Consider the following 22,936-nt stretch of genomic DNA (forward strand, 5'->3'; position numbering starts at 1 on the left):
TTGACTGAGCAAGGGAGGGCATTATGGACAAAACGCAGACCAAGGCAGAACCCCCGCTGCTTGATAAAGTCAGCGCAACGCCTGATGCCCTCAAGCTGATTGCGGAATTGCAGGCAGAATACGGGCCGGTGATGTTTCACCAATCCGGTGGTTGCTGTGACGGGTCATCACCAATGTGTTATGCGCAAGGCGATTTTCTGATTGGTGATCAGGATGTGCTGCTTGGAGAAATCGGCGGCGCGCCATTTTATATCAGCCGCCCGCAATATGAAGCATGGCAACATACAAATCTTATTATTGATGTGGTGCCGGGGCGCGGCGGCATGTTTTCTCTGGATAATGGGCGGGAGGTACGTTTTCTCACCCGATCGACCATTTGCCCGCTATGAAATTTTCTCCCAAGGCGCGTGTATAAAACCGCGCGGCACAAAAAGGGCGGAAATTCCGCCCTTTTTGCGCTTTGTCATGGCAATTTATAGGCTAGCACATAATCGCCGGGCTTGGTGCCAACGGAGCCATGGCCGCCGGCAACGATCAGCACATATTGCGTGCCGTCCTTGCCGCTATAGCTCATTGGTGTTGACTGGCCGCCTGCAGGCAGGCGAGCCTGCCACAATTGCTTGCCGGTGGTAAGATCATAGGCGCGCAAATAATCATCCACCGCAGCACCAAGGAAGACAACGCCGCCGGCTGTGATCATCGGGCCGCCAATACCCGGAACCCCCAGTTTCAACGGAATTGGCAATGGTGTCATATCCTCAATGGTGCCGTTTTTGTGCTTATAGGCGATTTTTCCGGTGCGCAGGTCAACGCCGGCCACATAGCCCCAGGGCGGCGCCTGACACGGCACACCAAGCGGCGATAAAAATGGCCCGAGAAATACGCCATAAGGGGCGCCGTCATTGCGGTTCAGCCCTTGCTCGCTGGCTTTTTCATCCTGCCCCTTGGGCGGAATTTTGTCGGCTGGTACAAGGCGCGAGGTGAAGGCCAGATAGGTTGGCATGCCAAACATCACCTGCCGCTTCGGATCTACCGCCACACTGCCCCAGTTAAATACGCCGAAATTACCGGGATAGACAATGGTGCCCTGCAGCGAAGGCGGCGTATAGCGGCCCTCATAGCGCAATGAACGGAATTTAATGCGGCAGGCTAGCTGATCAAACAGTGTTGCGCCCCACATATCGGCTTCTGTGAGGGGCGGCGGGTTGAATGTGAGGCCGGAAAGCGGCTGTGTCGGGGCAGAGAAATCTTCCGCTATCGCCCCTGTTGGTGCGGGAACCTCTGTTACCGGTATAATCGGCTCGCCCGTGCGCCGGTCGAGCACATAAATATCCCCCTGTTTGGTCGGGCCAACCAGTGCGGGCACGGTTTGCCCGTTCTTGTCGGTAATATCAATCAGCACAGGCTGTGCCGGCACATCCATATCCCACAGGTCGTGATGCACCGTTTGCCGCACCCAGCGCACCTGACCTGTTTTTATATCAAGGGCAGTGATCGAGGAGGAATATTTTTCTACAGCCGCACTGCGCCCCATACCAAGCTGATCCGGCACCTGATTGCCAAGCGGGAGATAGATGAGCCCCAGCTTTTCATCGGCACTGAAAACCGACCAGCTATTGGGGGAGTTGGTGGTGTAATATTCGCCTTCTGCCAAAGGCGTGGTGACATCGGGGTTGCCGGAATCCCAGTTCCACAGCAACTGGCCGGTAAGAATATCAAAGGCGCGGATAACACCTGATTGCTCATGTATTGAGAAATTGTCATTCACCGCCCCGCCAACAATAATTTTGCCATCAATCGCGGTTGGCGGCGAGGTGGAATAATAATAACCGGACGGGTTATATTTCATGCCATGGGTTAAATCGAGCACGCCTTTTTCGGCAAAGCCTTCGCAAAGCTTGCCGGTTCTGGCATCCAGTGCAATCAGATGGGCATCGGATGTGGGCAGATAAACCCGCTCATAACAGGCCTGATCAGCCGAGACAGTCTGATCTTTCCAATAGGTCACGCCGCGGCAGGTTTGGTGCTGGCGCTGTGTATTGGCACTGATTTGCGGATTGTAGCGCCATTTCTCCTTGCCTGTATCCGCATCAAGCGCAATGGCAATATTATGCGGCGTGCAAAGATAGAGCGTATCCTCAATTTTAAGCGGGGTGACCTGATAGGTGGTCTCCGTTATATCCTGCGGCTGGCGCACATCGCCGGTGCGATATGTCCATGCAAGCTGAAGCCTGCCCACATTTTCAGGCGTGATTTGCGCAAGCGGAGAATAACGTTGGCCATATTGCGTGCGGCCATATTGATGCCACTCACCATCCGGCATGGTATTGCCGGTATCCGGTGTTGCGGCCACATCCTGGCTTGGCAGTGAGCCATCCAGATTATGCGGATCTTTTAAGAGAGAGATGCCGGCAACAATCAATGCTGCGGCAATAGCCGCCAGCAGCGGCAGGGGGCTGGCGCTGCCCGTACGCGCCTGTGCCACGGTTGGCGCAATTTCACGCGTGGCAGGGCTTAGCGCCCTGCGGATCGGCGGCAGGAGCAACCACAGGCCAAGCAGCACTATAACACCGCCGCGGGAGCCGAGCGGCCACCAGTCAAACCCGACCTCATAGAGCGCCCAGCCTAATGTGCCAAGTATAATCAGCGCATAGAGCCAAAGAGCCGCCTGACGGCGCATGAAGAGTAATATAGCGGTCAGCAGAAATCCGGCCGCTGTGATGATGTAATAAAGGCTGCCGCCCAACAGGGCGAGCTTGATACCGCCAAGGCCAAGCGCAATGCCGATAAAAGCAAAGAGGATGGCTGTTAAAGAAATCAACACAATGCTACCCCTTCTTTATTGGATGGGGGAAAATATAGCTCAGTAAAACGCTCAGGAAAGTGCTGCGACATATTTATTTGAAAATAGAACAAATGAATCGCTGCGGATACAGCTAATTATGACAGGAAAAATGGCGGGTTTTTCTGCAAATTCGTAAATTCCGGTAAATGGCCGGCTATAACGCCGCGCCGCAATGGCGGGCAGCAAGGATATATCCGCAGATATTTTACAGGCAGCAATAAGCAGATTTTATATGCCGGCTATGAATTGTAATTGTTTCGAATATTCACAGAGTTAAAAATTGTCCTGCAATTTGAAGTTTTATCGCTTTTAGTGGCGCTGATATGCTGATAAATATTGTGCATCATAAATATCTTATCGGCTTAAATGATATCCGGTATTGCGGGCAAAACCTAAATGAAATGCTATGTGATCAATCTCAATCGCTCAACGGATCGTCTGTCCCATATTGAGCGGGAATTTGCGCGTGCGGATGTGGCTTTCACCCGTGTGGAGGCTGTTGACGGCCGCCTGCTCACGCAGGAACAGATCGATAGTTTGATTGATCCGGTGCAGCGTTGGGAAATTCGCATACCGCCGTCGGAGATTGGCTGTTTTCTCAGTCACCGCAAATGTCTGGAAATTATCGCCGGAGGGACGGAAACCTATGGTGCGATTTTCGAAGATGATATTGCCCTGACCGGCCATGCCCATTGCCTGCTGACCTCAGAGGACTGGATTCCTGAAGGCGCGGATGTGGTGAAATTGGATACGTTTAAAACGGTTGTGCTGCTGGATAATTTCCGGAAAATTCCGCAGTCATCCTGTCAGGTGGCGCGGCTGCATACCAAGCATTTATGTTGTGGCGGCTATATTGTTTCCCGCGTGGCTGCACGCCGGATTTTAAAACGCATGGATAAGATTTCCGTGCCCGTTGATAATCTTATTTTTGATCCGGCCTATGAGCTGTTCAGCGATTTGCAGATTCATCAGGTAACGCCTGCACTTTGTGCGCAGGTCGGGCTCACCAGCCTGATCGAGGCCGATCGCAAACAGGAGCGCAGGCGGGTTATTGCCCGCCCTTCATTGCCCGGTCTTATTGTGCGGGAAATTGCACGCAGCTACAGGCGCTCATCACATATTCTCAGCCCGGCAAAATGGTGGACGCGTTTTACCACATCCGGACGCTGGACAAAGGTGCCCTTTATTCTCTGATCTGGCACGGGCATTTTATCTTAACCGCAACGGCGCAATGCTTTTGCCTTAATTTTTGTTTTTCGCGATAAAGCGCAGATTTCCGCTATTATAGCGGGCAATAAAATCGCAAATATCGGCCTGCGCCATGGGTTTTCCGGTGAAAAAGCCCTGCACCTCGCCAAAATGTTCATTTTTGAGCTGTAAAAGCTGCTCATATGTCTCCACCCCTTCCGCGGTGGTGATGATATTAAAGGCACTGCCCAGCGACACAACGGCCTGAATAATTGCCAGATTGCGTTTATCGCCCTGCATATCGGACACAAAGCTGCGATCAATTTTGATTTTATCAAAAGGAAAGGTGCGCAGATAGTTCAGCGATGAATGGCCGGTGCCAAAGTCATCCATGGCAATGCTCACGCCCAGTTGCCGCAATTCATGCAATATATTGAGATTATAGCCGGTATCGGAAAGCAAGACTGTTTCTGTAATTTCAAGTTCAAGACGATCTGCCTGCAGCCCGCTTTCCTGCAGGGCGCTTTTTACAGTCTCCAGAAGATTGCGGTTGCCAAATTGCACCGGTGAGAGATTAACGGAGACCTTGATCTTTTTGGGCCATTTCATAGCATCCCTACAGGCCTGTTTCAGTACTTGCGCACCGATAGCACAGATCAGGCGGCTGTCTTCGGCCGCAGGTATAAATTCATCAGGCAAAACCAGGCCCCGTATCGGGTGCTGCCAGCGCAAAAGCGCCTCACAACCGGTAATTTCATCTGTGTTCAGGGAAAATACCGGCTGATAGAACAGCCTGAATTCATCGCTGTGCAGGGCGGTGTGCAATTCCGTAACAGTACGGTGATGTTTTTCTGCGGTTGCAAGCATGGTTTCGTTGTAAAACCGGTAACCGCCGCGATTATTGAGCTTGGCGGCGCTGAGTGCCAGATCGGCATTGCGCAGCAGGGTTTCAGCCGTATCACCGGCTTGCAATACAGGCACAATACCCAAAGTGCAGCTTACATATTTATGGCTGTGATTGATCTCAAACGGAGCTGTGAAGGCAAGGGCGATTTTATTGGCAAAAGCGGCGGCAGCCGGTTGCTCATTCTGTTGCCTGTCATGGGTTTGCGGCGGCAAAAACCGGATAAGTGCAAATTCATCACTTGCAAAACGGGCAATGTAATCCTGCGGGTTAAGAAGAGCGGACAAGCGGGAAACAATTGCGCATAATAGCTGGTCGCCGGCAGCATGGCCGGTGCCGTCATTGATCTGTTTGAAATGGTCAATATCAAGAAAAATCAGCGCAAAATCCTGTTGTTTTTCTTTGAGAAGTTGTGTGAGAAATTGCAGTAATCCTGCCCGGTTGGGCAGGCCGGTTAACCTGTCATGCAAGCTTGTATGGTCAAGCTGCGTCTGCAGTGACTGTTCCGTGCTGCGGTCTTCAATCACACCGAGAAGATAACGTGGTGTTTCACCGGATCTGATAGCAAGGCCGGTTTTGGTTACCCGCACCGGATGCGCCTGTGCATGATGTGTGCAGTCATCGTTTATCGTCAGTGTTTTGTTGTTTTCAATAACGTAATAATCCTGATCCCTGAGCAGGCGCGCCGTATCCGGATCATAAATCTGGCTGTCTGCCTTGCCGATAATAGAGCCGGCATTTTTTCCGGTCAGTGCGCAGGCGGCCTCATTAAAAACAATATAGCGTCCGCCCTGCTGCATATCTTTTATAAAAATACCAATGGGCAATCGCCGCATAAACCTGATTAACAGGTTGTAATCCCTATCCCCGATACCGTTTTCTTGATCCGGATCGTGCGCATCAGCAGGCGCAGCCATATTTTGCAGGTAAGAAGGGGGACGGTTGCCGTTTGGGGTGGTTGTCATAGAGGCTCCGTATTATATGCGGGGCATATTGTGCCTGCAACAGCATGGCGGTGGTATTCTTGTCGCGGAAAAACTGTATTTCCAAATAAATACAGCCCGGATCCGCAGTTTTTGTTTCGTTGTATTATCCGTATGTAGAATATTGCATATTTGCAGAACCGGATAATATGCGCCGGAATTATAGCATTGATCACAAATCTTAAAACCGCATTACAGTCCCGCGAAGAGATTTTGCCGGTAAAATTTTCTATAAAATACGTTATATTATTGTACCTCATTGAAAATATGGGGTTTTCTCCTGCTCACTATTTTTCATTCGGGATAAAAAATAGTGACATTGCACCATGGACGGCGATTTAAAAGCTTAGCAATCACCGCTTTCGGCATAAAGCGGGCTTTATGCTGTTCTGCACATCTTGCACAGTTTTATTGCTTTCCCTAGAACTATCATGATTTGTGACATTTTTATGAAGTCTTTATGAAGGTCCGGCAGGGCTTTTGCAAAGCCTGCCGCCGCGCAAAAAAGCGGATTATTGAGGAAGTATAGAGTGAATAATCTTGCAATACCGGTTATGGAAGAAAACCCCTGTGTGCAAGACACAGGCAAGAATGCCCCGCAGGCAGAGCTGCGCGGGCAGCGGTTTCGTAACTGGTTTTTGCATCGTTCAGTCCTTCGCCGGATAATATTGGCAAGTGCGGGCGGATTTATTCTGTCGCTGGCGGTTTTAATGGCCGCAGAGGCTTTGATGCGCAGCAGTGCTGCATCATGGATGCACTATTTCAGCCTGTCCAACCGGCCGTTCTGGACAACAATGGCGCTGATTTTTCTTGCGCTTTTGCTGCTGGATGCTGTGCTGGGGCGGTTATGGCAGGGCATTTTGATCCTTGCGCCGGTTTTGCTGGGGCTGGCCTGGTTTAGCCGGCAAAAGGGCATGTATCTGGGGGATCCGATTTATCCCAGCGATCTGCTTTATACCCGTCAGGTGGTTGATCTTATGCCTTTGCTGGTGCGTGACCGGCCGGCGGATGCTGTATTGATTGTGCTCGCACTGGCCTGCGCGGCCGGTGCGCTTTACAAAGGCTGGCGGTTCTTTCGGCGCACAATGCCGCCTCTTGGCTGGTGCGGACGTCTTGTGCGTATTGCCGTTGCGGCGCCGCTACTGATCTGGTTCGGTATCATTTCGGATTACGGTACATTTTCCTATATGCGTGACCGTATGGAGATTGTGCCGATGATGTGGGATCAAAAGGCAAATTATGCGCATAACGGGCTGGTGGTTGCCTTTATATTCAATATTCCTATGGCCAATGTTTCTGCGCCTAGCGGTTACTCGCAGGAGCGTATTGAGAGCATGGCTGATTATCTTTTCCCGGCTGAAGCCGATAAGGTTCCCGCACACGCGGCAATGCCGGTTGCTCTGCATGAGGAGAAAAAACCGGATATAATTGTGATTATGAGCGAGTCATTCTGGGATCCGGACCGGCTTCCGGGGGTGGCTTTTGATGAAGATCCAATCGCGACAGTGCGTGCCAATCAGTCCGGCCATGTTTTTTCGCCGGAATTTGGCGGCATGACGGCCAATGTTGAATTTGAGGCACTGACCGGTTTTTCCAATGCGTTTTTGCCCAATGGCAGCATACCTTATCAGCAATATATCCGCCATCCGGTGCCGTCTCTGGCATCGTTTTTCCGCGATCAGGGCTATCAGACCCGTGCCTTGCACCCTTATCGGCAGTGGTTCTGGAATCGCGGCGCTGTTTATAAAAATTTCGGTTTTGAAAAATTTCTGTCCGAGGAAAATCTACCCGCATTAACCAAAAAGGGGCATCTGGCTTCGGATGAGGAATTTACCAGAGAGATAATCCGCGCGGCGGAACAAGCTGACCGGCCGCTGTTTTTATTTGGCGTATCGCTGCAGGGGCATGGCCCCTATGCGCCAAGCCGCTATCCGGATAGCAAAATCAAAGTGCTGACCGATGCTGATAGTGGCGTGAGCGAGGCTGCCAGAGCCACAGTGCGCTCCTATGCGCAAGGTGCAAAAGATGCTGATATAAATCTGAAGAAACTGATGGACTGGGCTGAGAAGCGTGAGCGTGAAACCATCATTGTGTTTTTTGGCGATCATTTGCCGCCACTTGGTGATGTTTATATACAAAGCGGTTTTATGAAAACCCGTACTGCAAACCGCGTGGATACAGCTGATAATATGCTGGCTCAGCATGAAACACCGCTGGTGTTATGGTCGAGCCGCAATGGCAGCCTGCGTGGCAGCGGCACGCTCAGCCCGTCTTTTCTGCCGCTTTATATTCTGGAAATGGCAGGCTTTGAGCATCCTTATTATACCGGTTTTTTGCGCAAGGTGCATAATAGCTATCGGGTGGTAGACAGCCATATGCTGCTGGACAGGGATTATGTGCCGCAGACGGGATGGCAGCAAAAAGCTGAAATTGCTCAGATTTTGCAGGATTACCGCCAGGTGCAATATGATGTGATGTTCGGCAGCGGATTTTCCAGGGCAAAATTTTTTCCGTTTTTAAGCGCTGAATATTTTGCGCCTCAGGCAGGGCTGCATCAAAAACTGACTTTTAAATATTAGACTTATCTTTATTTGTGCCTGTTGTTCGCTTGATGCAGAGAGATATTTTTTTTATGCTTTATCAGTTATGATGCATGAATATCTGTATCATGCTGTTTTTTCAGAAACAGTCACTGTTCTGACATGCGCATAAATATATTTGGCAAAATACTGGTTTGTCGGGGGAGGCGGGTTTGAAGCGACATCTCACGCAGTTTGCGCTCGCGCTGTTGCTTCCGCTTATTGTGCTTGTTGGGTTCTTTCTGTGGCTTTTGGTGTTGCAGGAAAGAAATTATATTGAAAATCAAACAGTTGACACGGCGCAGTCACTAACCGTAGCCATTGACCGGGAGGTCTATGGCCTGCAGCGCACAGCAGAAATTATCAGCTATTCTGATTTGTTGAAAAACGGTCGTCTCGATATATTCCGGCAGACGATAGAAAAAATGGCGCGTGATCTGAAAATAAATATCGCGCTTTATAATACTGAGGCCGCTTTGCTTCTGTCCTCTGATTTTGCCGGTGCAGAAAACTGGCCTTTGGTAACAAAGGAAGATCTGGATGCGGCAGCTGCGCTTGAGCAGCCCTATGTCACCGGAGTGCGGCAGGCGCATAAGGATGCGCCTTTTTGTTTTACTGTTGTGTATCCAGTGAGAATACAGGGGCAAATCCGCTATTATCTGGGGCTGAGCATGAAGGTTCAGCGCATTACAGAGCTTTTGCTGGCCGGTGGCCTTGGGCAAGACTGGCTTGCTGTTGTTATCGGACGTGATAACAGGATTATTGCCCGCAGCAGGGGCAGCAAGCTCTATACCGGCTATTTGTTGCCGGAGGAGCTGCACACTATTATGGCCGGAGATAGCGGGCATTGGGATGGCCGGATTCTTGATGGCGAGCGGGTATTGGGAGCCTATCAGCGTTCATCTTTCAGTGGCTGGCGGGTTGGCGTGGGGGTTAAACGCTCAGATTTTAACAAGCCTGCATGGATGGCGCTTGCTTATTTTGGCTTTCTTCTGGCAGGCACCTTGCTGCTCACTGGCGTGCTGGCCGGTATATTCTGGCGGCAGATTTCGGCACCGGTGCACAAATTGGCGCAACAGGCCATGGCAATGGGCAATGGGCAGGCTGTGCGGCCGCTGCATTCGGGTATTGGTGAGTTGGATGTGGTCAGTGATGCGCTGGTGCTGGCGGATCAGCGCAATCGTAAGAAAGAAATCCGGCTTACGGAGGCGCAATTGCGCCTGCAAATGGCGCTTGATGCAGGCCGTATCGGCATATGGGAGTGTGATCCCCAAACCGGTATTGTGCAGATGGATGAAGTGACCGGACATATGCTGTCTGCACAAGGCAGGCGCAAGGCAGATTTCAGGCGGGATTTTCTGCCGGCAGTGCATCGCAGGGACAGGGCGAGAATTGAGGCGGCTTATACAAATGTCATTGGCACCGGCACAATCATGCGTGAGACTTTCAGGGTTTATACACCGGTGCAGAGAAAATTTATCTGGGTCAATGGTATAGGGCGGCGGATTTATAATGATGAGGGCAGGCCGGTTGTGCTGGGGCTGGTTGTTAATGTGACAGCGGAACGGGCAGCACTTGAGCAACGCGAAGTTGTGGCACAGGAGCTTAATCACCGGCTGAAAAATATGTTTGCGGTTATTATCAGCCTGATGAGCCTTTCTGCCCGTGGCTGGACGGATGTGCAGGATTATGTGGCACAGTTGCGCCAACGTATGATGGCGCTGGCCGATGCTTTTGAATTGACTTACCAAAAAAGCACAGCACTGTTTCAGCACAATGACCGGATCTTGCTGAATGATCTTCTTGAACGGCTGATGCAGCCTTATATGTTCTCCGGTCATAATCCTATTGAGATTGAAGGCGAGGCTCTGACCTGTCCCTTGGCGCATGTTACGCCGATGAGCCTGGTCTTTCATGAACTGGTGACCAATTCTGTCAAGCATGGCGCGCTTTCAGTGCCAGAGGGGCAGGTGAAAATTCGTCTGTCAACACAAGACGGGCAGATGATTATTGAATGGCGTGAGTGCAACGGGCCTGAAATTGTGCAAGAGCCGCGACAGCGCGGTTTTGGTTCGCGTTTGAAGAAAATGAGTATTGAGGCGCAGATGCAGGGTTCCTATGAGGATATCTGGAATAAAAGCGGGCTGGTCTGTATCATCCGCATTCCGCTGCCCGATATGCAGCCTGAAAGCGATATACAGGCAGAAGGACAGCTTTAGAGGCATATTTTGCCGGCATCTTTGCAAAATGTTTTATCGCGGTTTTGTTACCGGATGGTTTTATTTTGATGTTTTATGCTTATGACACGGAGCCTCATTTTCGTGTGGTGCCAGGCCATCAATAATGGCGCAATCTGGCGTGTCATCGCCATGGCAGCGGTCTGCCAATTGCTGCAATGTATCGGCCATGGCGCGCATATCAGCAATTTTTTCTTTAAGCTCTGCCACATGCGCGAGCGCAATCTGCTTGACCTCGGCAGAACTGCGCTGATCATTATGCCAGAGATTAAGCAGTAATCTGATCCGCTCCAGCGAAAGCCCAAGATCACGGCACTGGCGGATAAAACGCAAATTCTGCACATCACGGTCGGAATAAACCCGATAGCCGGAGGCTGTGCGCTGTGCCGCCTCTATCAAGCCGATAGATTCATAATAACGGATCATCTTGGCGGATATGCCTGATGCTTTTTCTGCTTCGCCGATAATCATATCTGTCCGGTCCTGACGAATGTTTCAGGAGATTTTTTACTTTATATGGAAGTGGCAGGGCTTGCAATCAAAGGCAAGAGTTAAAAAAATCTGTAACAGCGGTTATGAATGCGATCAGGCTGATGACAGCGGCAGAATTTTATTGTAATAACTGATATATCACATTCATTCCGAATGATCATGGCCTGATACGGCTTCAGCCATAGCCAGAAGTGAAAATATGAGATTAATCTTGATGCATCATATATGATGATGCCGGATATTGAGCAATTGCATAAGACGGTTTTGGCGCAAAGGGGAGTTTGCAACAAATGACATTACACAAAAATCTGATCGGCGGGGAATGGCTCGGCGGAGAGGCGATTCCAAATATCAGCCCGTCTGATACCAATGATGTGGTGGGCGAATATGCCCGCGCCACACAGGCCGATGCCCTGAATGCGATTGCCGCCGCCAAAGCAGCATTTCCGTCCTGGTCGCGCTCCGGCATTATGGAGCGCCATGCAATCTTGCGCAAAACTTCAGATGAAATTCTGGCGCGCAAAGATGAGCTTGGCCGGTTGCTGGCGCGTGAAGAGGGTAAAACCTTGCCGGAGGCCATTGGCGAAACGATGCGCGCGGCACAGATTTTTGATTTTTTTGCCAATGAGGCATTGCGCCTTGCCGGTGAGGTTTTGCCTTCTGTGCGGCTAAATATTGGTGTGGAAATTACCCGTGAGCCGGTTGGCGTTGTTGGCATTATTACGCCGTGGAATTTTCCGATTGCCATTCCGGCATGGAAAATTGCGCCCGCGCTTTGCTATGGTAATACGGTGGTGTTCAAACCTGCTGATCTGGTGCCGGGCTGTGCCCATGCCATTGTTGATATTCTCCATCGTGCCGGCTTGCCAAAGGGTGTGCTCAATCTGGTGATGGGTAAGGGCTCTGTTGTCGGTCAGGCCATGCTCGACAGTCCGGATATTCATGCGCTCACCTTTACCGGCTCCACCGCTACCGGCCAGCGTGTTGCGGCCGCATCTATTGCGCATAACCGCAAGTTCCAGCTGGAAATGGGGGGTAAAAATCCGTTTGTGGTTCTGGATGATGCAGATCTGGATGTGGCGGTTGATGCCGCTCTTAATTCCTCGTTTTTCTCCACCGGTCAGCGTTGCACAGCCTCATCCCGTCTGATTGTACAGGAGGGTATCCATGACCGTTTTGTCGATGCTTTGGTGGAACGGATGAAAACGCTGGTGGTTGATGATGCGGTGAAACCGGGCACACATATCGGACCGGTGGTGGATGAAAGCCAGCTGCAACAGGATATGGACTATATTGCCCTTGGCAGTCAGGAAGGTGCAAAACTGGTCTTTGGCGGTGAGCGTCTGGAGCGTTCAACACCGGGCTTTTATCTGCGCCCTGCCTTGTTTACGGAGGCAACCAATCAGATGCGCATTTGCCGCGAGGAGATTTTCGGGCCTGTGGCAGGTGTCATCCGTGTCAAATCCTATGAGGAGGCGCTGGCTGTTGCCAATGACACGGCTTTTGGCCTGTCTTCCGGCATTGCAACTACCAGTCTTAAATATGCGACCCATTTCAAGCGCAATTCGGAAGCGGGCATGGTGATGGTCAATCTGCCGACTGCAGGCGTGGATTTTCACGTGCCGTTTGGCGGCCGCAAAGGCTCCAGTTACGGTTCACGCGAGCAGGGGCGCTATGCGGCCGAGTTTTACACAACAGTAAAGACCGCCTATACGCTGGCAGGCTGAATACTAAACAAAACGGAGAGGTTACCCTCTCCGTTTTTCTATGCGCCGGCACTTCAGGCCAGCGGTTTGAGATTGCGCTCAATGGCTGCGCGCTGATGCTCAAGAAATGGCGGCAGCGACAGGCTCTCGCCAAGATTTTCCAGCGGTTCATCTGTGGCAAAACCCGGTCCGTCCGTGGCAATTTCAAAGAGAATGCCATTGCCCTCACGAAAATAGAGCGAGCGGAAATAAAACCTGTCAATTTCACCGGATGAGCGTACGCCGCGCTCATTGAGCATGCACTGCCATTCATGCAGACTGGCCGCATCTGGCGTGCGAAAGGCCACATGGTGCACTGCACCAGCCCCCTGACGGGCAACCGGAAGATCAGGCTGCACGATAACATGCAGCTCTGCTGCCGCTCCCCCGTCACCCATTTCATAAACATGCACATGGCCGCCTTTTTCAGCATAGTCACGGCTTTTGCGCATATTCATCAATGACACAAGATAAGATTCAATATGTCTGATATCCGCCACGCTGATGGTTACAGGCCCCAAGCCGCGGATTTGATGTTGCGCGGGAACCGGGCTTTTCTCCCACGGATGGGACGGGGTTGCTTGCCCCTCATCCAGCAGGCGAAAACGCTGGCCTTCGCCATCTTCAAAATCAAGCGATGCACGCTTGTCAATCAGCCGGATATCACCGGTTTTAACACACGCTTCATTAAGCCGCTTGTGCCAGTATTCCAGTGTTCTCTCACCGGAGATACGCAGCCCTGTGCGGCAAACAGAGCGGGTGCCGCGTTTTTCCGGTTGTGCCGGCCAGTCAAAAAAAGTGAGATCAGAGCCAGGCGATGCCAGGCCATCGGCATAAAACAGGTGATAGGCACTTGTATCATCCTGATTGACGGTTTTTTTGACCAGCCGCATGCCAAGAACATCAGTGTAAAACAGTTTGTTTTGCTGTGCCTGTGCAGTGATTGCAGTCACGTGATGAATACCGGTCAGATTGAGCGACATCATATTCTCCTTGCGCCGGAATAAAATTCTTCCGGCTTGTTGATCGCAATATAAGGCAGGCTGTCAGCGGTAAAAGAGAATAAATATAAAACACTGTGTCTGCTCAGCGGCGCAGGCGGCGCACTGCTGCTTCATTGAGTTGTGCACGCCATGCCAGCAAAGTTTTGAGTTGTGCGGCAGACAGGCGCTTTTTACGCAGGAGCAATAAAATAAGAAATTGCATAAAATGGCTCATTGTTAAAAGAATAAGGCAGATCAGCCGTGTTAATAAACGAAGCCGTTGTGGAGACCTGTGAAACGGCGGTCTTGATGGCGCGGATTTGCGGGGAGAGGAGCGCCGTGGCGGCTGTGGGTTGTGCGGGGGGCGATAACAGGCTGCCGTTGGAAAAGCAGGAATTGTGGAACAGGCAGGAAAAGAATGGGGCTTCCTTTTCAGCTGAGATTGGCTACCGGCTGTTTTGTTAAAAAACAGCCGGCAAAAGAGTGGCTTGAATTTTTGGCTTCAGAACCCCGGCTTCAGAACCATTGCCCGAAGCGACGCATATAAATCGTTTTCATACCCTGTGCGACGATGCAGTAGCTGATAAGTGTTGCGGCGAGCCAAGGGAAATATTCCCATGGAAGCGGCACAAGACCAACGGTGGCACCAAGTGGCGAGAACGGAATATAGATACCGATTGCCATGATCAGTGTGGTCATCAGCATAACCGGCAGGGCGGCAGTGCTCTGGATGAACGGGATCTTTTGGGTGCGCAGCATGTGCACAACAAGGGTTTGGGACAAAAGGCCTTCAATAAACCAGCCGGACTGGAACAGTGCCTGCATTTCAGGGGAATTGGCAGCAAAGACATACCACATCAGCGCAAAGGTTGTGATGTCAAAGATCGAGGATGTAGGCCCGATCCAGAGCATAAAGCGCCCGATATTTCTGGCATCCCACTTGCGTGGCTTGCTGAGAAATTCCTTATCCATCTTGTCCCAGGGCAATGCCAGTTGTGAAATGTCATACATCAGATTCTGGATCAGAAGATGAATGGCCAGCATTGGCAAAAAGGGAATAAAGGCCGAGGCAACCAGCACCGAAAACACATTACCAAAATTGGAGCTGGCGGTCATATTAAGATATTTGATGATATTACCGAAGGTCTCGCGGCCTTTGATAACGCCTTCTTCAAGCACCATCAGGCTTTTTTCGAGAAGGATAATATCAGCGGATTCCTTGGCAATATCAGCGCCGCTATCAACGGAAATACCCACATCGGCATCACGCAGTGCCGGTGCATCATTGATACCATCGCCAAGGAAGCCAACCGTGTGGCCATTAGCCTGCAATGCCTTGAGCACGCGCGATTTTTGCAACGGGGTCAGCTTGGCAAAGACCGTTGTCTCCTCAACAATTTCCCGCAGCCGGGCATCGTCCATTTTTTCCACGTCACGCCCCATCACAGGTGTGCCGGGCTCCAGTCCGACTTCACGGCAGATCTTGGTGGTGACGATTTCATTATCTCCGGTGAGAACCTTGACTTTCACACCATTATCACGAAGGGCAGCCAGTGCCGGCGCCGCAGTTTCTTTTGGCGGATCCAGAAAGGTCAGAAAACCTTCAATCACCAGTTCACATTCGTCATTTTCGCTATATTGCGGTTTGGCAGCCTGATGGGGGATTTCGCGCGTGGCGATAATCAGCACACGGAAGCCATCCTGATTATAGGTGCGGGCAAGGGCTGTCAGCTCGGCGCGGCGCTTGTCATCAAGTGCAACAATCTCGTTACCGTCTCTGACCTGTGCGGAGATTGCAAGCATCTCTTCCACAGCGCCCTTACAAACCAGAAGATGTTCCCCATGAATTCCCTCCACCACAACGGAGAGGCGGCGGCGGATAAAGTCAAACGGCAATTCGTCAATCTTGCGGTAGAAAGATGCGGCACGCAGCTTGTCACCAAGGCCGCTGGAAAAGCGGATTACAGCCTGATCCATGAGGTTTTTCATGCCGCTTTGATGGTAGCTGTTCAGCCATGCAAGGCGCAGAACATTATCATCACGTTCATTTTGTGTGTTGACGTGATGTTCAAGAATAATCTTGTCTTGTGTCAGCGTGCCGGTTTTATCGGTGCAGAGCACATCCATAGCGCCGAAATTCTGAATGGCATTGAGGCGTTTGACCACCACCTTGCGCCGTGACATGGCAACCGCACCCTTGGCAAGGTTGGATGAAACAATCATTGGCAGCATTTCCGGTGTCAGGCCAACGGCTACAGCCAGCGCAAACAGAAAGGCCTCTGTCCAGTCGCCTTTGGTGAAACCATTGATCAGCAGCACAATCGGCACCATCACCAGCATGAAGCGGATTAACAGCCAGCTGACAGAATTAACGCCGCGGTCAAAGGCAGTCTCGGCGCGTGAGCCGACAATTGCCTTGGCAAGTGAGCCAAAATAAGTGCGTGAGCCAGTGGCCACAACCACAGCTGTGGCTGTGCCCGATACCACATTGGTGCCCATAAAACAGATATTGGGCAGATCCAGCATATCCATATCAGCGCCGGCTGTGGCACTGGCGGATTTTTCAGCAACCGAGCCCAGCGTGTCATATTTTTCAATCGGCAGGGCTTCACCCGTCAAAACAGCCTGACTGACATAGAGATCGCGTGATTCAATCAGCCGGATATCAGCCGGAATCATATCGCCGGCAGAAAGCATCACGATATCGCCGGCAACCAGTTCACGCATCGGGATCTCATGGCGTTCTGCCTGATTGCCGGTGCTGCTGCGCCGCAGCACGGTGGCTGTGGTGCGCACCATGGCTTTCAGCGCCTCAGCGGCCTTGCCGGAGCGGTATTCCTGCCAGAAACGCAAAAGACCGCTGAGCACCACCATTGTGACGATGATGGCCACACCGGTATAATCTGCCTCCTCGCCGTCGCGCAAGGGCAGCCAGATATCTGTAAAAGAGCTGATAATGGCAAGCACCATCAGCACCATGATAAACGGATTATTGTAAGCCTGTAACAGCTGGATGAGTGCATGAGGGCGTTTGTCATGCGCCACTTCATTGGCGCCGTTTTCCTGCAGGCGCAGGGCGGCATCGGCAGTGGCCAGCCCCTGCTCGTCGGTGCGCAGATTGGCAAATGTTGTTTCAAGGCTGTTATGAGCTTCTTTCATTGCCCGCGAGGAGAGTTTACTCTCCTTTGGATGTGCGGTTTTATCCGCTTTGAAAGCGGATTTATTCAGCGGTTTATTCATGATGTTCTCCTGCGATGACCGGCATAAACCGGTTTGTCACGGCAATGGCACAGCGGCTGAGAACCCTGTGTCTTATAGGCACAGGGCTGCTCCGCTCCGATGGCTGGTTAAAATAAGGGGGAAGTGGCTGTGTATGGTCTGAAAGGGGAGGGCATGCCGCCGCTGTCAGACCACACACAGCCAGCGGCTACTGTCAGGAGCCATATGCATCTCCATTTTCATTCCCGTTTTTACGGGCTTGTTTTTCTGCATCCTGCAGGCGCAGATAATCTTCACGCAGGCCAGCCCTGACCTGCAGGCGGATAAAACTTGCAGCAAGCATAAAAAGCGCAAAACCAAAGACGGCCAGAGTTTCAAAAAGAATATTCATGGCTGCAACTCCGCGGGCTTGTTCTGTGTTGTTGCATCTTCTGCTGAAGACCAGACACATTCGAGTTTGCGGGTTTTGCTGTTGCGTACCCAGCGGGCAACAGGCTGGTTCGTGCCATCTGCAATAATGGCAATCACATCCATACCATCTGCCAGACGCGGCAGGCGGGATGAGCGGACAAAACGGTGGTTATCACCGCTGTGTGAGCGGCACAAAATCTGTACCATGCTGAGAATTGGATAGGTCATGTTTCACCTCATTTGCCGCAACGGCACGGGCGAAACCGGATAAAAGGCTTAACCCTGTTGCTGCTGCGGCCTGATTTGTTGGCTACTGTCGCTTGGCATGGAAGCCGGCATCCTTTTATCTGTCTGCGGAAAGCCTGATATGTTTTCCGCAAAATGTGATCCTGGTTTCAGAACGGTCAGGTTCTGATGTTTGAACAAGCATATATGCTGTTCTGCCTTGTCTTTAAAACGGTGAAGCTTTTACCTCAAGCATGAACAAAGATGCTTCCTCTATGATTAAGTTCATAAAATATATACGAAAGTATATTTTTTGAGGATTTACTTGTTTTTCTTTAAGAAAACAGACAGGTACCAGCAATTATCCGTAAAATATGTCTGTCTGGCCACTTCATATGGCTGTTGTATCAGGGTGATAGCGGATCAAAACCTGTAAAATTTTAATCTATGGGCGAGATCATGATTTCAGTTGAAAGCCTTTTACACACATTTGCCAGCTTAATGGCTGCCTTTCTGCTTGGGGGGATTATTGGTTTTGAGCGCCAGTGGCGGCAGCGTCTGGCAGGATTGCGCACCAATACTCTGGTGGCCGTGGGGGCGGCAATATTTGTGTTATTTGCTTCCCTGATTGATGGTGATACCAGCCCGACCCGCGTGGCGGCGCAGATTGTTTCCGGTATCGGCTTTTTGGGTGCGGGCATCATTTTCAAGGAGGGGTTTAATGTTCGCGGGCTTAACACGGCAGCAACCTTGTGGTGTTCTGCGGCCGTGGGGGTTCTGTGCGGTGCCGGTTTTTATATTCATGCCGCGATTGCCACCCTGTTTATTATCAGCGTCAATCTGTTTTTGCGGCCGCTGGTACATCTGATTGACCGGCAACCCCATAATAGTACGGAATATGATAACCGCTATGCGGTGAGCATTGTTTGTTTGGGTGATGCGGAGGCCCATGTGCGGGGCTTGCTCTTGCGTGATCTTGGTACAGTCCTGCATATTCAGGATCTGGAGAGCAGTAATATTGAAGATAGCAACCGTGTTGAGGTGAATGCGCTGTTTCGGGCTGATAATAATCAGGATCCGCTTCTGGAGCAGATTATCGGCCGCCTGAGCCTTGAGCCGATGGTGACTTCTGTGCGTTGGCGCTATGTTACGGCAGATGATTTTGACAAGGATTATTGAAAGCAGATGATGCGCAATAAAAAACGCCCGCTTGAAGATAATGTCAGGGAAGATCATCTGATGCCGGCGCTCCGTCCGCTTTTTCTGCAGGATGGTGCGGGGCTTTGGGCATTGCTGGCCGGTATTGTGCTGATTACCATCATCTTTATTGCCGATACGGTGACCGATCTCGAAATTGCGGCGGCGGTTTTTTATGTTGCAGTGGTTTTGCTGGCAGTGCGCCTGTTGCAGCCCAAAGCCGTGCTGGCCACGGCGGCTTTGTGTGTGTTTCTGACTATTGTCAGCTATTTTCTTACCCGCAGCGGCTCGCCGGAATCCGGCATTGTCAATGCATTGATCAGTATTGCCGCCATTGGCGTGACAACATGGCTTGCCCTGCAAATTCGCAATGCCCAGCAGGCAGCTGAAGAGGCGCGGCGACAAATGGCGCATATGGCGCGGGTGATGACGCTTGGTGAATTAACAGCTTCCATTGCCCATGAGGTGAACCAGCCGCTTGCAGCGGTGGCAACCAGTGCGGCAGCCTGCCAGCGATGGCTGGCAACACAGCCGCCCAATATTAAAAAAGCACAACAGGCAGCAGAGCGTATCAGCAAGGATGTCGCCCGCGCCGGCGAGGTTGTGGGGCGGGTGCGGGCGCTGGTACAGCGCCAGCCTTCCTTGCGGGAGAATATTTGTCTCAATGCGCTTGTCCAGGATGTTTTGTCGCTGATCCGTGGTGATCTGGAGCGGTCAAAAATTACTGTGCGCCTTGATCTGGATGAAAATCTGCCCGTTATTTATGCAGATAAGGTGGAGATTGAGCAGGTTCTGCTGAATTTATTGGGCAATGCTGTTGAGGCGGTGCGTGATATTACCGCGACAGTTTTGCGGGAGATTACCATTATATCGCGCAGTGACAGCGATGATACGGTGCGGATTACTGTGGCAGATAACGGCAAGGGTGTGCCTGCTGAGCGATTGAAATCCATGTTTGACGCATTTTACACCACCAAACTGGACGGTATTGGCATTGGCCTTGCCATCAGCCGCACTATTGTCGAAGCCCATCGGGGCACAATCCGCGCCTTTCCGCGCCATCCCCGCGGGCTGAGTGTGGAATTTACATTAAGCAGTGAGGCAGAAACATGATGCAGTCACCAGAAAATGCAAACCACGCGGATTCGGTGGTTTATATTATTGATGATGATCAGTCTTTACGAGAAGCCATAGAGGATTTGTTACATTCCGTGGGGCTGCAGGCTGTATCCTTTGCTTCTGTGCAGCAATTTCTTGATGCCGGGCAGCAGGATGCGCCCTCCTGCCTTGTGCTGGATATCCGCATGCCGGGCATGAGCGGCCTGGATTTTCATCGGGAGATGAATAAATGGGATGTGCATTTGCCGGTAATTTTTATCACCGGTCACGGTGATATTCCGATGTCGGTACGGGCGATGAAACAGGGAGCGGTGGAGTTTCTCACCAAACCGTTCCGTGAGCAGGATTTGCTGGATGCCATTCATCAGGCATTGGCGCTGGATCGTGAAAATCGTGCCGTGCGCAATAATTATCAGATATTGCGAACACGTTATGCATCACTGAATGATGGTGAACGTGATGTGGTGCAACAGGTGGTGGCAGGACTTTTAAACAAGCAGATCGCGGCTGAACTGGGCGTGAGTGAAATCACCGTAAAAGTGCGTCGTGCGCAGGCGATGCGCAAAATGCAGGCCACATCCTTGCCGGAACTGGTACGGATGATAGGGCAATTGCAGGCTGTTAAAAGACCGGTCTGAACAATCCCTATCCCCTTGAATCTGCAAATATGTTTTTACAACCGCAAATAGATATCAAGAATTTTGTATCGTCATGCGCGAAATGCTTTACATTATTTTATTACTAAAATGCTTAATTTAAAAATTAATACAAACAAACAGTAATATTCTGATAAAAACGCGCGTTTCCTGAAAGACATAACCCCTCATTTTTTGTCTCGTTCACTCTGAATACCGTCTGAGTTGGGGGCTTGGGAGCGTTGATGCGTTACATTACGCGCGCATCTTTTTTGCAGGTTGAGCTTCCCTCTCTGCCGGTTGGTGGATTTTTGAGGGGGACTCAATATGCGAAACTCAATTTCGCTGAGCGGTTTGCTGCACAATTCGGCAAAGGTTTTTGGCAAAACACAGAAAATTTCTTCTGTTGTTTTATTCAATAACCGGAAGACGATTGTGCGCCGCGGTTTTTCTCATTTGCGCAATGCAGCTGTTGCCCTGAGTGCTGTGACAATGCTCATTGCCGGTGGCAGCGATCATGCGGCCGCACAGACTGCTCAACCTCCGTTTGCCTGCACCTCCACCATGTATCTGGCGCAAAACGCCCCGACGGGGCTTTTCAGCTTTGATACAAGTAGAAATCCTATTACCGTCAAGCCTGTTGGTAAAGCATCTGCATATACTTATAACGCAGTCGCTTATAATCCGCAGGATAATTTCCTTTATGGTTTTTCCAATACAGGTGATCTTCTTCGTATAGGCAGTGATGGCAGCGTTGTTAATCTGGGCAAGGTGCCCAATCTTAACCTGCCTGCGGAAACGTTCAACTCCGGTGAAATTAGTCCGGACGGCATTTTCTATGTGCGCCAGCAAGGGGGGAATCAGCTTTACCGGATTAATCTGAGCACGAAAGCCGTCTCAGTTCTCACATTAAGCCAGTCTTTATCAATCGCCGATCTCGCATGGCATAATGGCCTGCTCTATACGGTGGATAATGCGACGGCAACGCTTTATACAATCAACCCCTCCGGTGGGCAGGTTACAAGGGTCGGGCCGACAGGTGCGTCAGGTGCCGTGTTTGGCGCCCTGTTTGGCGCCAGCAATGGCCTTTATGGCGGCAACAATAAGGGTGGTTTTTATCAATTTGATCTGACCACCGGCGCAGCAACGCTGATTTCAAATTTGCCAGGCTCTACCAATAATGATGGTGCCAAATGTGCCGTCACCCCCATGGAGTTTCCTGTTGATCTGGCCATTACCAAAGATAATGGCCGTGATGTTGTTGTGCGGGGTAAAACCACCTACACGATCGCAGTTTCCAATGCAGGCCCTTTTGGTGTGCAGAATGTACTGGTTAATGATGCACTGCCCGCAGGCATTACAGAAGCGCAATGGACATGCAGTGCGCCTGTCAAAGGCGGTGTGTGCGGTGTGGCAAGCGGCACCGGCGGGATGGATAATGTGCCGGTTAATTTGCCGGCAGGTGCTTCTGTCACATTTGAGATGACTATGACGGTGCCGGCAAGTTTTACCGATAATCTGGTTAATACGGCAACGGTAACCAGCCCCGAAGGCTCTCCGGATATCAATTCCGATAATAATACCGCAACCGATATTGATACGCATCAGCTGGATTTTGGTGTGTGTGATGCCACCATGTATCTGGCGCAATATAACAATACGCAGCTGTTTCAGTTTGATGCCAGATCAAACCCCTTCATTGTCAACGCTGTCGGGTCGGCTTCAGGCAAAATGTATAATGCCATCGGTTTTAATCCTGTTGATAAATATATCTACGGGGTTCAGGGGTCAAATCCACCCAATCTGGTGCGGATCGGGCAGGATGGCAGTCTTGTGAATCTCGGTCCGGTTGATGGCTTTACCGGTGGTTCAGTGGCGGCTGAAATCGGCCCTGATGGCACATTTTATGCATTGCAGGCCGGGAGAATAACCAAAATCAATATCCCGTCCATGACCGCCACCTCGGTTCCGCTGAGCATGGGCGTGTCTGCGCATGATCTGGCCTGGCATAACGGAATGCTTTATGCCGCAGCCGCTAAGCTCAGGACTCATTGATTTAGCCAGAAGATGACGGTTGCAGCGATGCAGATGGCGGAGAAGAAGGTGTGCGCGCATCGGTCGTAGCGAGTATGGATGCGTCGCCAGTCTTTGAGTTTTCCGAACATATTCTCAAT

Annotated in this window: 17 protein-coding genes; 9 read left to right on the top strand and 8 right to left on the bottom strand. The window is 51.1% G+C overall.

The genetic code is table 11. The features are described 5' to 3' along the window. Positions 1-23 precede the first annotated feature (23 nt). On the top strand, positions 24-389 hold the full coding sequence (locus ACSTTO_RS11040; protein ID WP_439273233.1) for a DUF779 domain-containing protein: 366 nt from the start codon (positions 24-26) through the stop codon (positions 387-389). Between the two features lie 74 nt (positions 390-463). Here the strand turns inward: ACSTTO_RS11040 and ACSTTO_RS11045 are convergent, their stop codons facing one another. Then, positions 464-2,824 carry a glucose/quinate/shikimate family membrane-bound PQQ-dependent dehydrogenase gene (locus ACSTTO_RS11045; protein ID WP_439273234.1) on the bottom strand — a complete coding sequence of 787 codons (2,361 nt, stop codon included), beginning with the start codon at positions 2,822-2,824 and terminating at the stop codon, positions 464-466. Positions 2,825-3,241: 417 nt separating this feature from the next. On the opposite strand from ACSTTO_RS11045, the gene ACSTTO_RS11050 reads away from it, so the two are divergent. Further along, the gene (locus tag ACSTTO_RS11050) at positions 3,242-4,039 is read left to right on the top strand and encodes a glycosyltransferase family 25 protein (protein ID WP_439273235.1); all 798 of its coding nucleotides are present in this window, start codon (positions 3,242-3,244) and stop codon (positions 4,037-4,039) included. Positions 4,040-4,087: 48 nt separating this feature from the next. Here the strand turns inward: ACSTTO_RS11050 and ACSTTO_RS11055 are convergent, their stop codons facing one another. Further along, positions 4,088-5,902 carry a putative bifunctional diguanylate cyclase/phosphodiesterase gene (locus tag ACSTTO_RS11055; RefSeq protein ID WP_439273236.1) on the bottom strand — a complete coding sequence of 605 codons (1,815 nt, stop codon included), beginning with the start codon at positions 5,900-5,902 and terminating at the stop codon, positions 4,088-4,090. A 548-nt stretch (positions 5,903-6,450) separates the two neighbouring features. Between ACSTTO_RS11055 and ACSTTO_RS11060 the strand changes: the two genes are divergently transcribed. Both ACSTTO_RS11060 and ACSTTO_RS11065 read left to right on the top strand, forming a co-directional pair. Further along, the gene (locus tag ACSTTO_RS11060) at positions 6,451-8,499 is read left to right on the top strand and encodes an LTA synthase family protein (RefSeq protein ID WP_439273237.1); all 2,049 of its coding nucleotides are present in this window, start codon (positions 6,451-6,453) and stop codon (positions 8,497-8,499) included. Positions 8,500-8,672: 173 nt separating this feature from the next. Then, entirely contained in the window at positions 8,673-10,718 is a 2,046-nt protein-coding gene (locus tag ACSTTO_RS11065; RefSeq protein ID WP_439273238.1) for a sensor histidine kinase, read from the top strand. 60 nt (positions 10,719-10,778) lie between these two features. On the opposite strand, the gene cueR is transcribed toward ACSTTO_RS11065, so the two are convergent. Then, positions 10,779-11,207, bottom strand: coding sequence for a Cu(I)-responsive transcriptional regulator (gene cueR / locus ACSTTO_RS11070; RefSeq protein WP_439273239.1), 429 nt, complete (start codon positions 11,205-11,207; stop codon positions 10,779-10,781). A 311-nt stretch (positions 11,208-11,518) separates the two neighbouring features. On the opposite strand from cueR, the gene ACSTTO_RS11075 reads away from it, so the two are divergent. Further along, positions 11,519-12,955, top strand: a complete 1,437-nt coding sequence (locus ACSTTO_RS11075) for an aldehyde dehydrogenase family protein (protein ID WP_439273240.1) — start codon at positions 11,519-11,521, stop codon at positions 12,953-12,955. A gap of 53 nt (positions 12,956-13,008) precedes the next feature. On the opposite strand, the gene ACSTTO_RS11080 is transcribed toward ACSTTO_RS11075, so the two are convergent. The 4 genes from ACSTTO_RS11080 to ACSTTO_RS11095 all read right to left on the bottom strand — a co-directional run bounded on the left by ACSTTO_RS11080 (position 13,009) and on the right by ACSTTO_RS11095 (position 17,814). Continuing rightward, entirely contained in the window at positions 13,009-13,956 is a 948-nt protein-coding gene (locus ACSTTO_RS11080; RefSeq protein WP_439273241.1) for a ring-cleaving dioxygenase, read from the bottom strand. 516 nt (positions 13,957-14,472) lie between these two features. Continuing rightward, positions 14,473-17,196 (bottom strand): magnesium-translocating P-type ATPase, encoded by a 2,724-nt coding sequence (mgtA, locus tag ACSTTO_RS11085; RefSeq protein WP_439273242.1) that lies wholly within the window; start codon positions 17,194-17,196, stop codon positions 14,473-14,475. Positions 17,197-17,389: 193 nt separating this feature from the next. Continuing rightward, positions 17,390-17,566, bottom strand: coding sequence for a hypothetical protein (locus ACSTTO_RS11090; protein ID WP_439273243.1), 177 nt, complete (start codon positions 17,564-17,566; stop codon positions 17,390-17,392). Then, on the bottom strand, positions 17,563-17,814 hold the full coding sequence (locus tag ACSTTO_RS11095; RefSeq protein WP_439273244.1) for a hypothetical protein: 252 nt from the start codon (positions 17,812-17,814) through the stop codon (positions 17,563-17,565). Before ACSTTO_RS11095 ends, ACSTTO_RS11090 begins: the two co-directional genes overlap by 4 nt. A 456-nt stretch (positions 17,815-18,270) precedes the next feature. On the opposite strand from ACSTTO_RS11095, the gene ACSTTO_RS11100 reads away from it, so the two are divergent. From ACSTTO_RS11100 to ACSTTO_RS11115, 4 genes are all read left to right on the top strand, one after another. Next, positions 18,271-18,990, top strand: a complete 720-nt coding sequence (locus tag ACSTTO_RS11100) for an MgtC/SapB family protein (protein ID WP_439273245.1) — start codon at positions 18,271-18,273, stop codon at positions 18,988-18,990. Positions 18,991-18,996: 6 nt separating this feature from the next. After that, positions 18,997-20,121, top strand: a complete 1,125-nt coding sequence (locus ACSTTO_RS11105; RefSeq protein WP_439273246.1) for a sensor histidine kinase — start codon at positions 18,997-18,999, stop codon at positions 20,119-20,121. After that, positions 20,118-20,765 (top strand): response regulator transcription factor, encoded by a 648-nt coding sequence (locus tag ACSTTO_RS11110; RefSeq protein ID WP_439273247.1) that lies wholly within the window; start codon positions 20,118-20,120, stop codon positions 20,763-20,765. The genes ACSTTO_RS11105 and ACSTTO_RS11110 overlap by 4 nt, the downstream gene beginning before the upstream one ends. Positions 20,766-21,089: 324 nt before the next feature. Beyond that, positions 21,090-22,817, top strand: a complete 1,728-nt coding sequence (locus tag ACSTTO_RS11115) for a DUF11 domain-containing protein (protein WP_439273248.1) — start codon at positions 21,090-21,092, stop codon at positions 22,815-22,817. Here the strand turns inward: ACSTTO_RS11115 and ACSTTO_RS11120 are convergent. Continuing rightward, positions 22,811-22,936 (bottom strand): transposase (locus tag ACSTTO_RS11120; RefSeq protein ID WP_439271086.1); only part of this gene is annotated, 126 nt, incomplete at its 5' end. The genes ACSTTO_RS11115 and ACSTTO_RS11120 overlap by 7 nt on opposite strands.

This window comes from Pseudochrobactrum albidum (genome assembly GCF_051851455.1).
Lineage (GTDB): Bacteria > Pseudomonadota > Alphaproteobacteria > Rhizobiales > Rhizobiaceae > Pseudochrobactrum.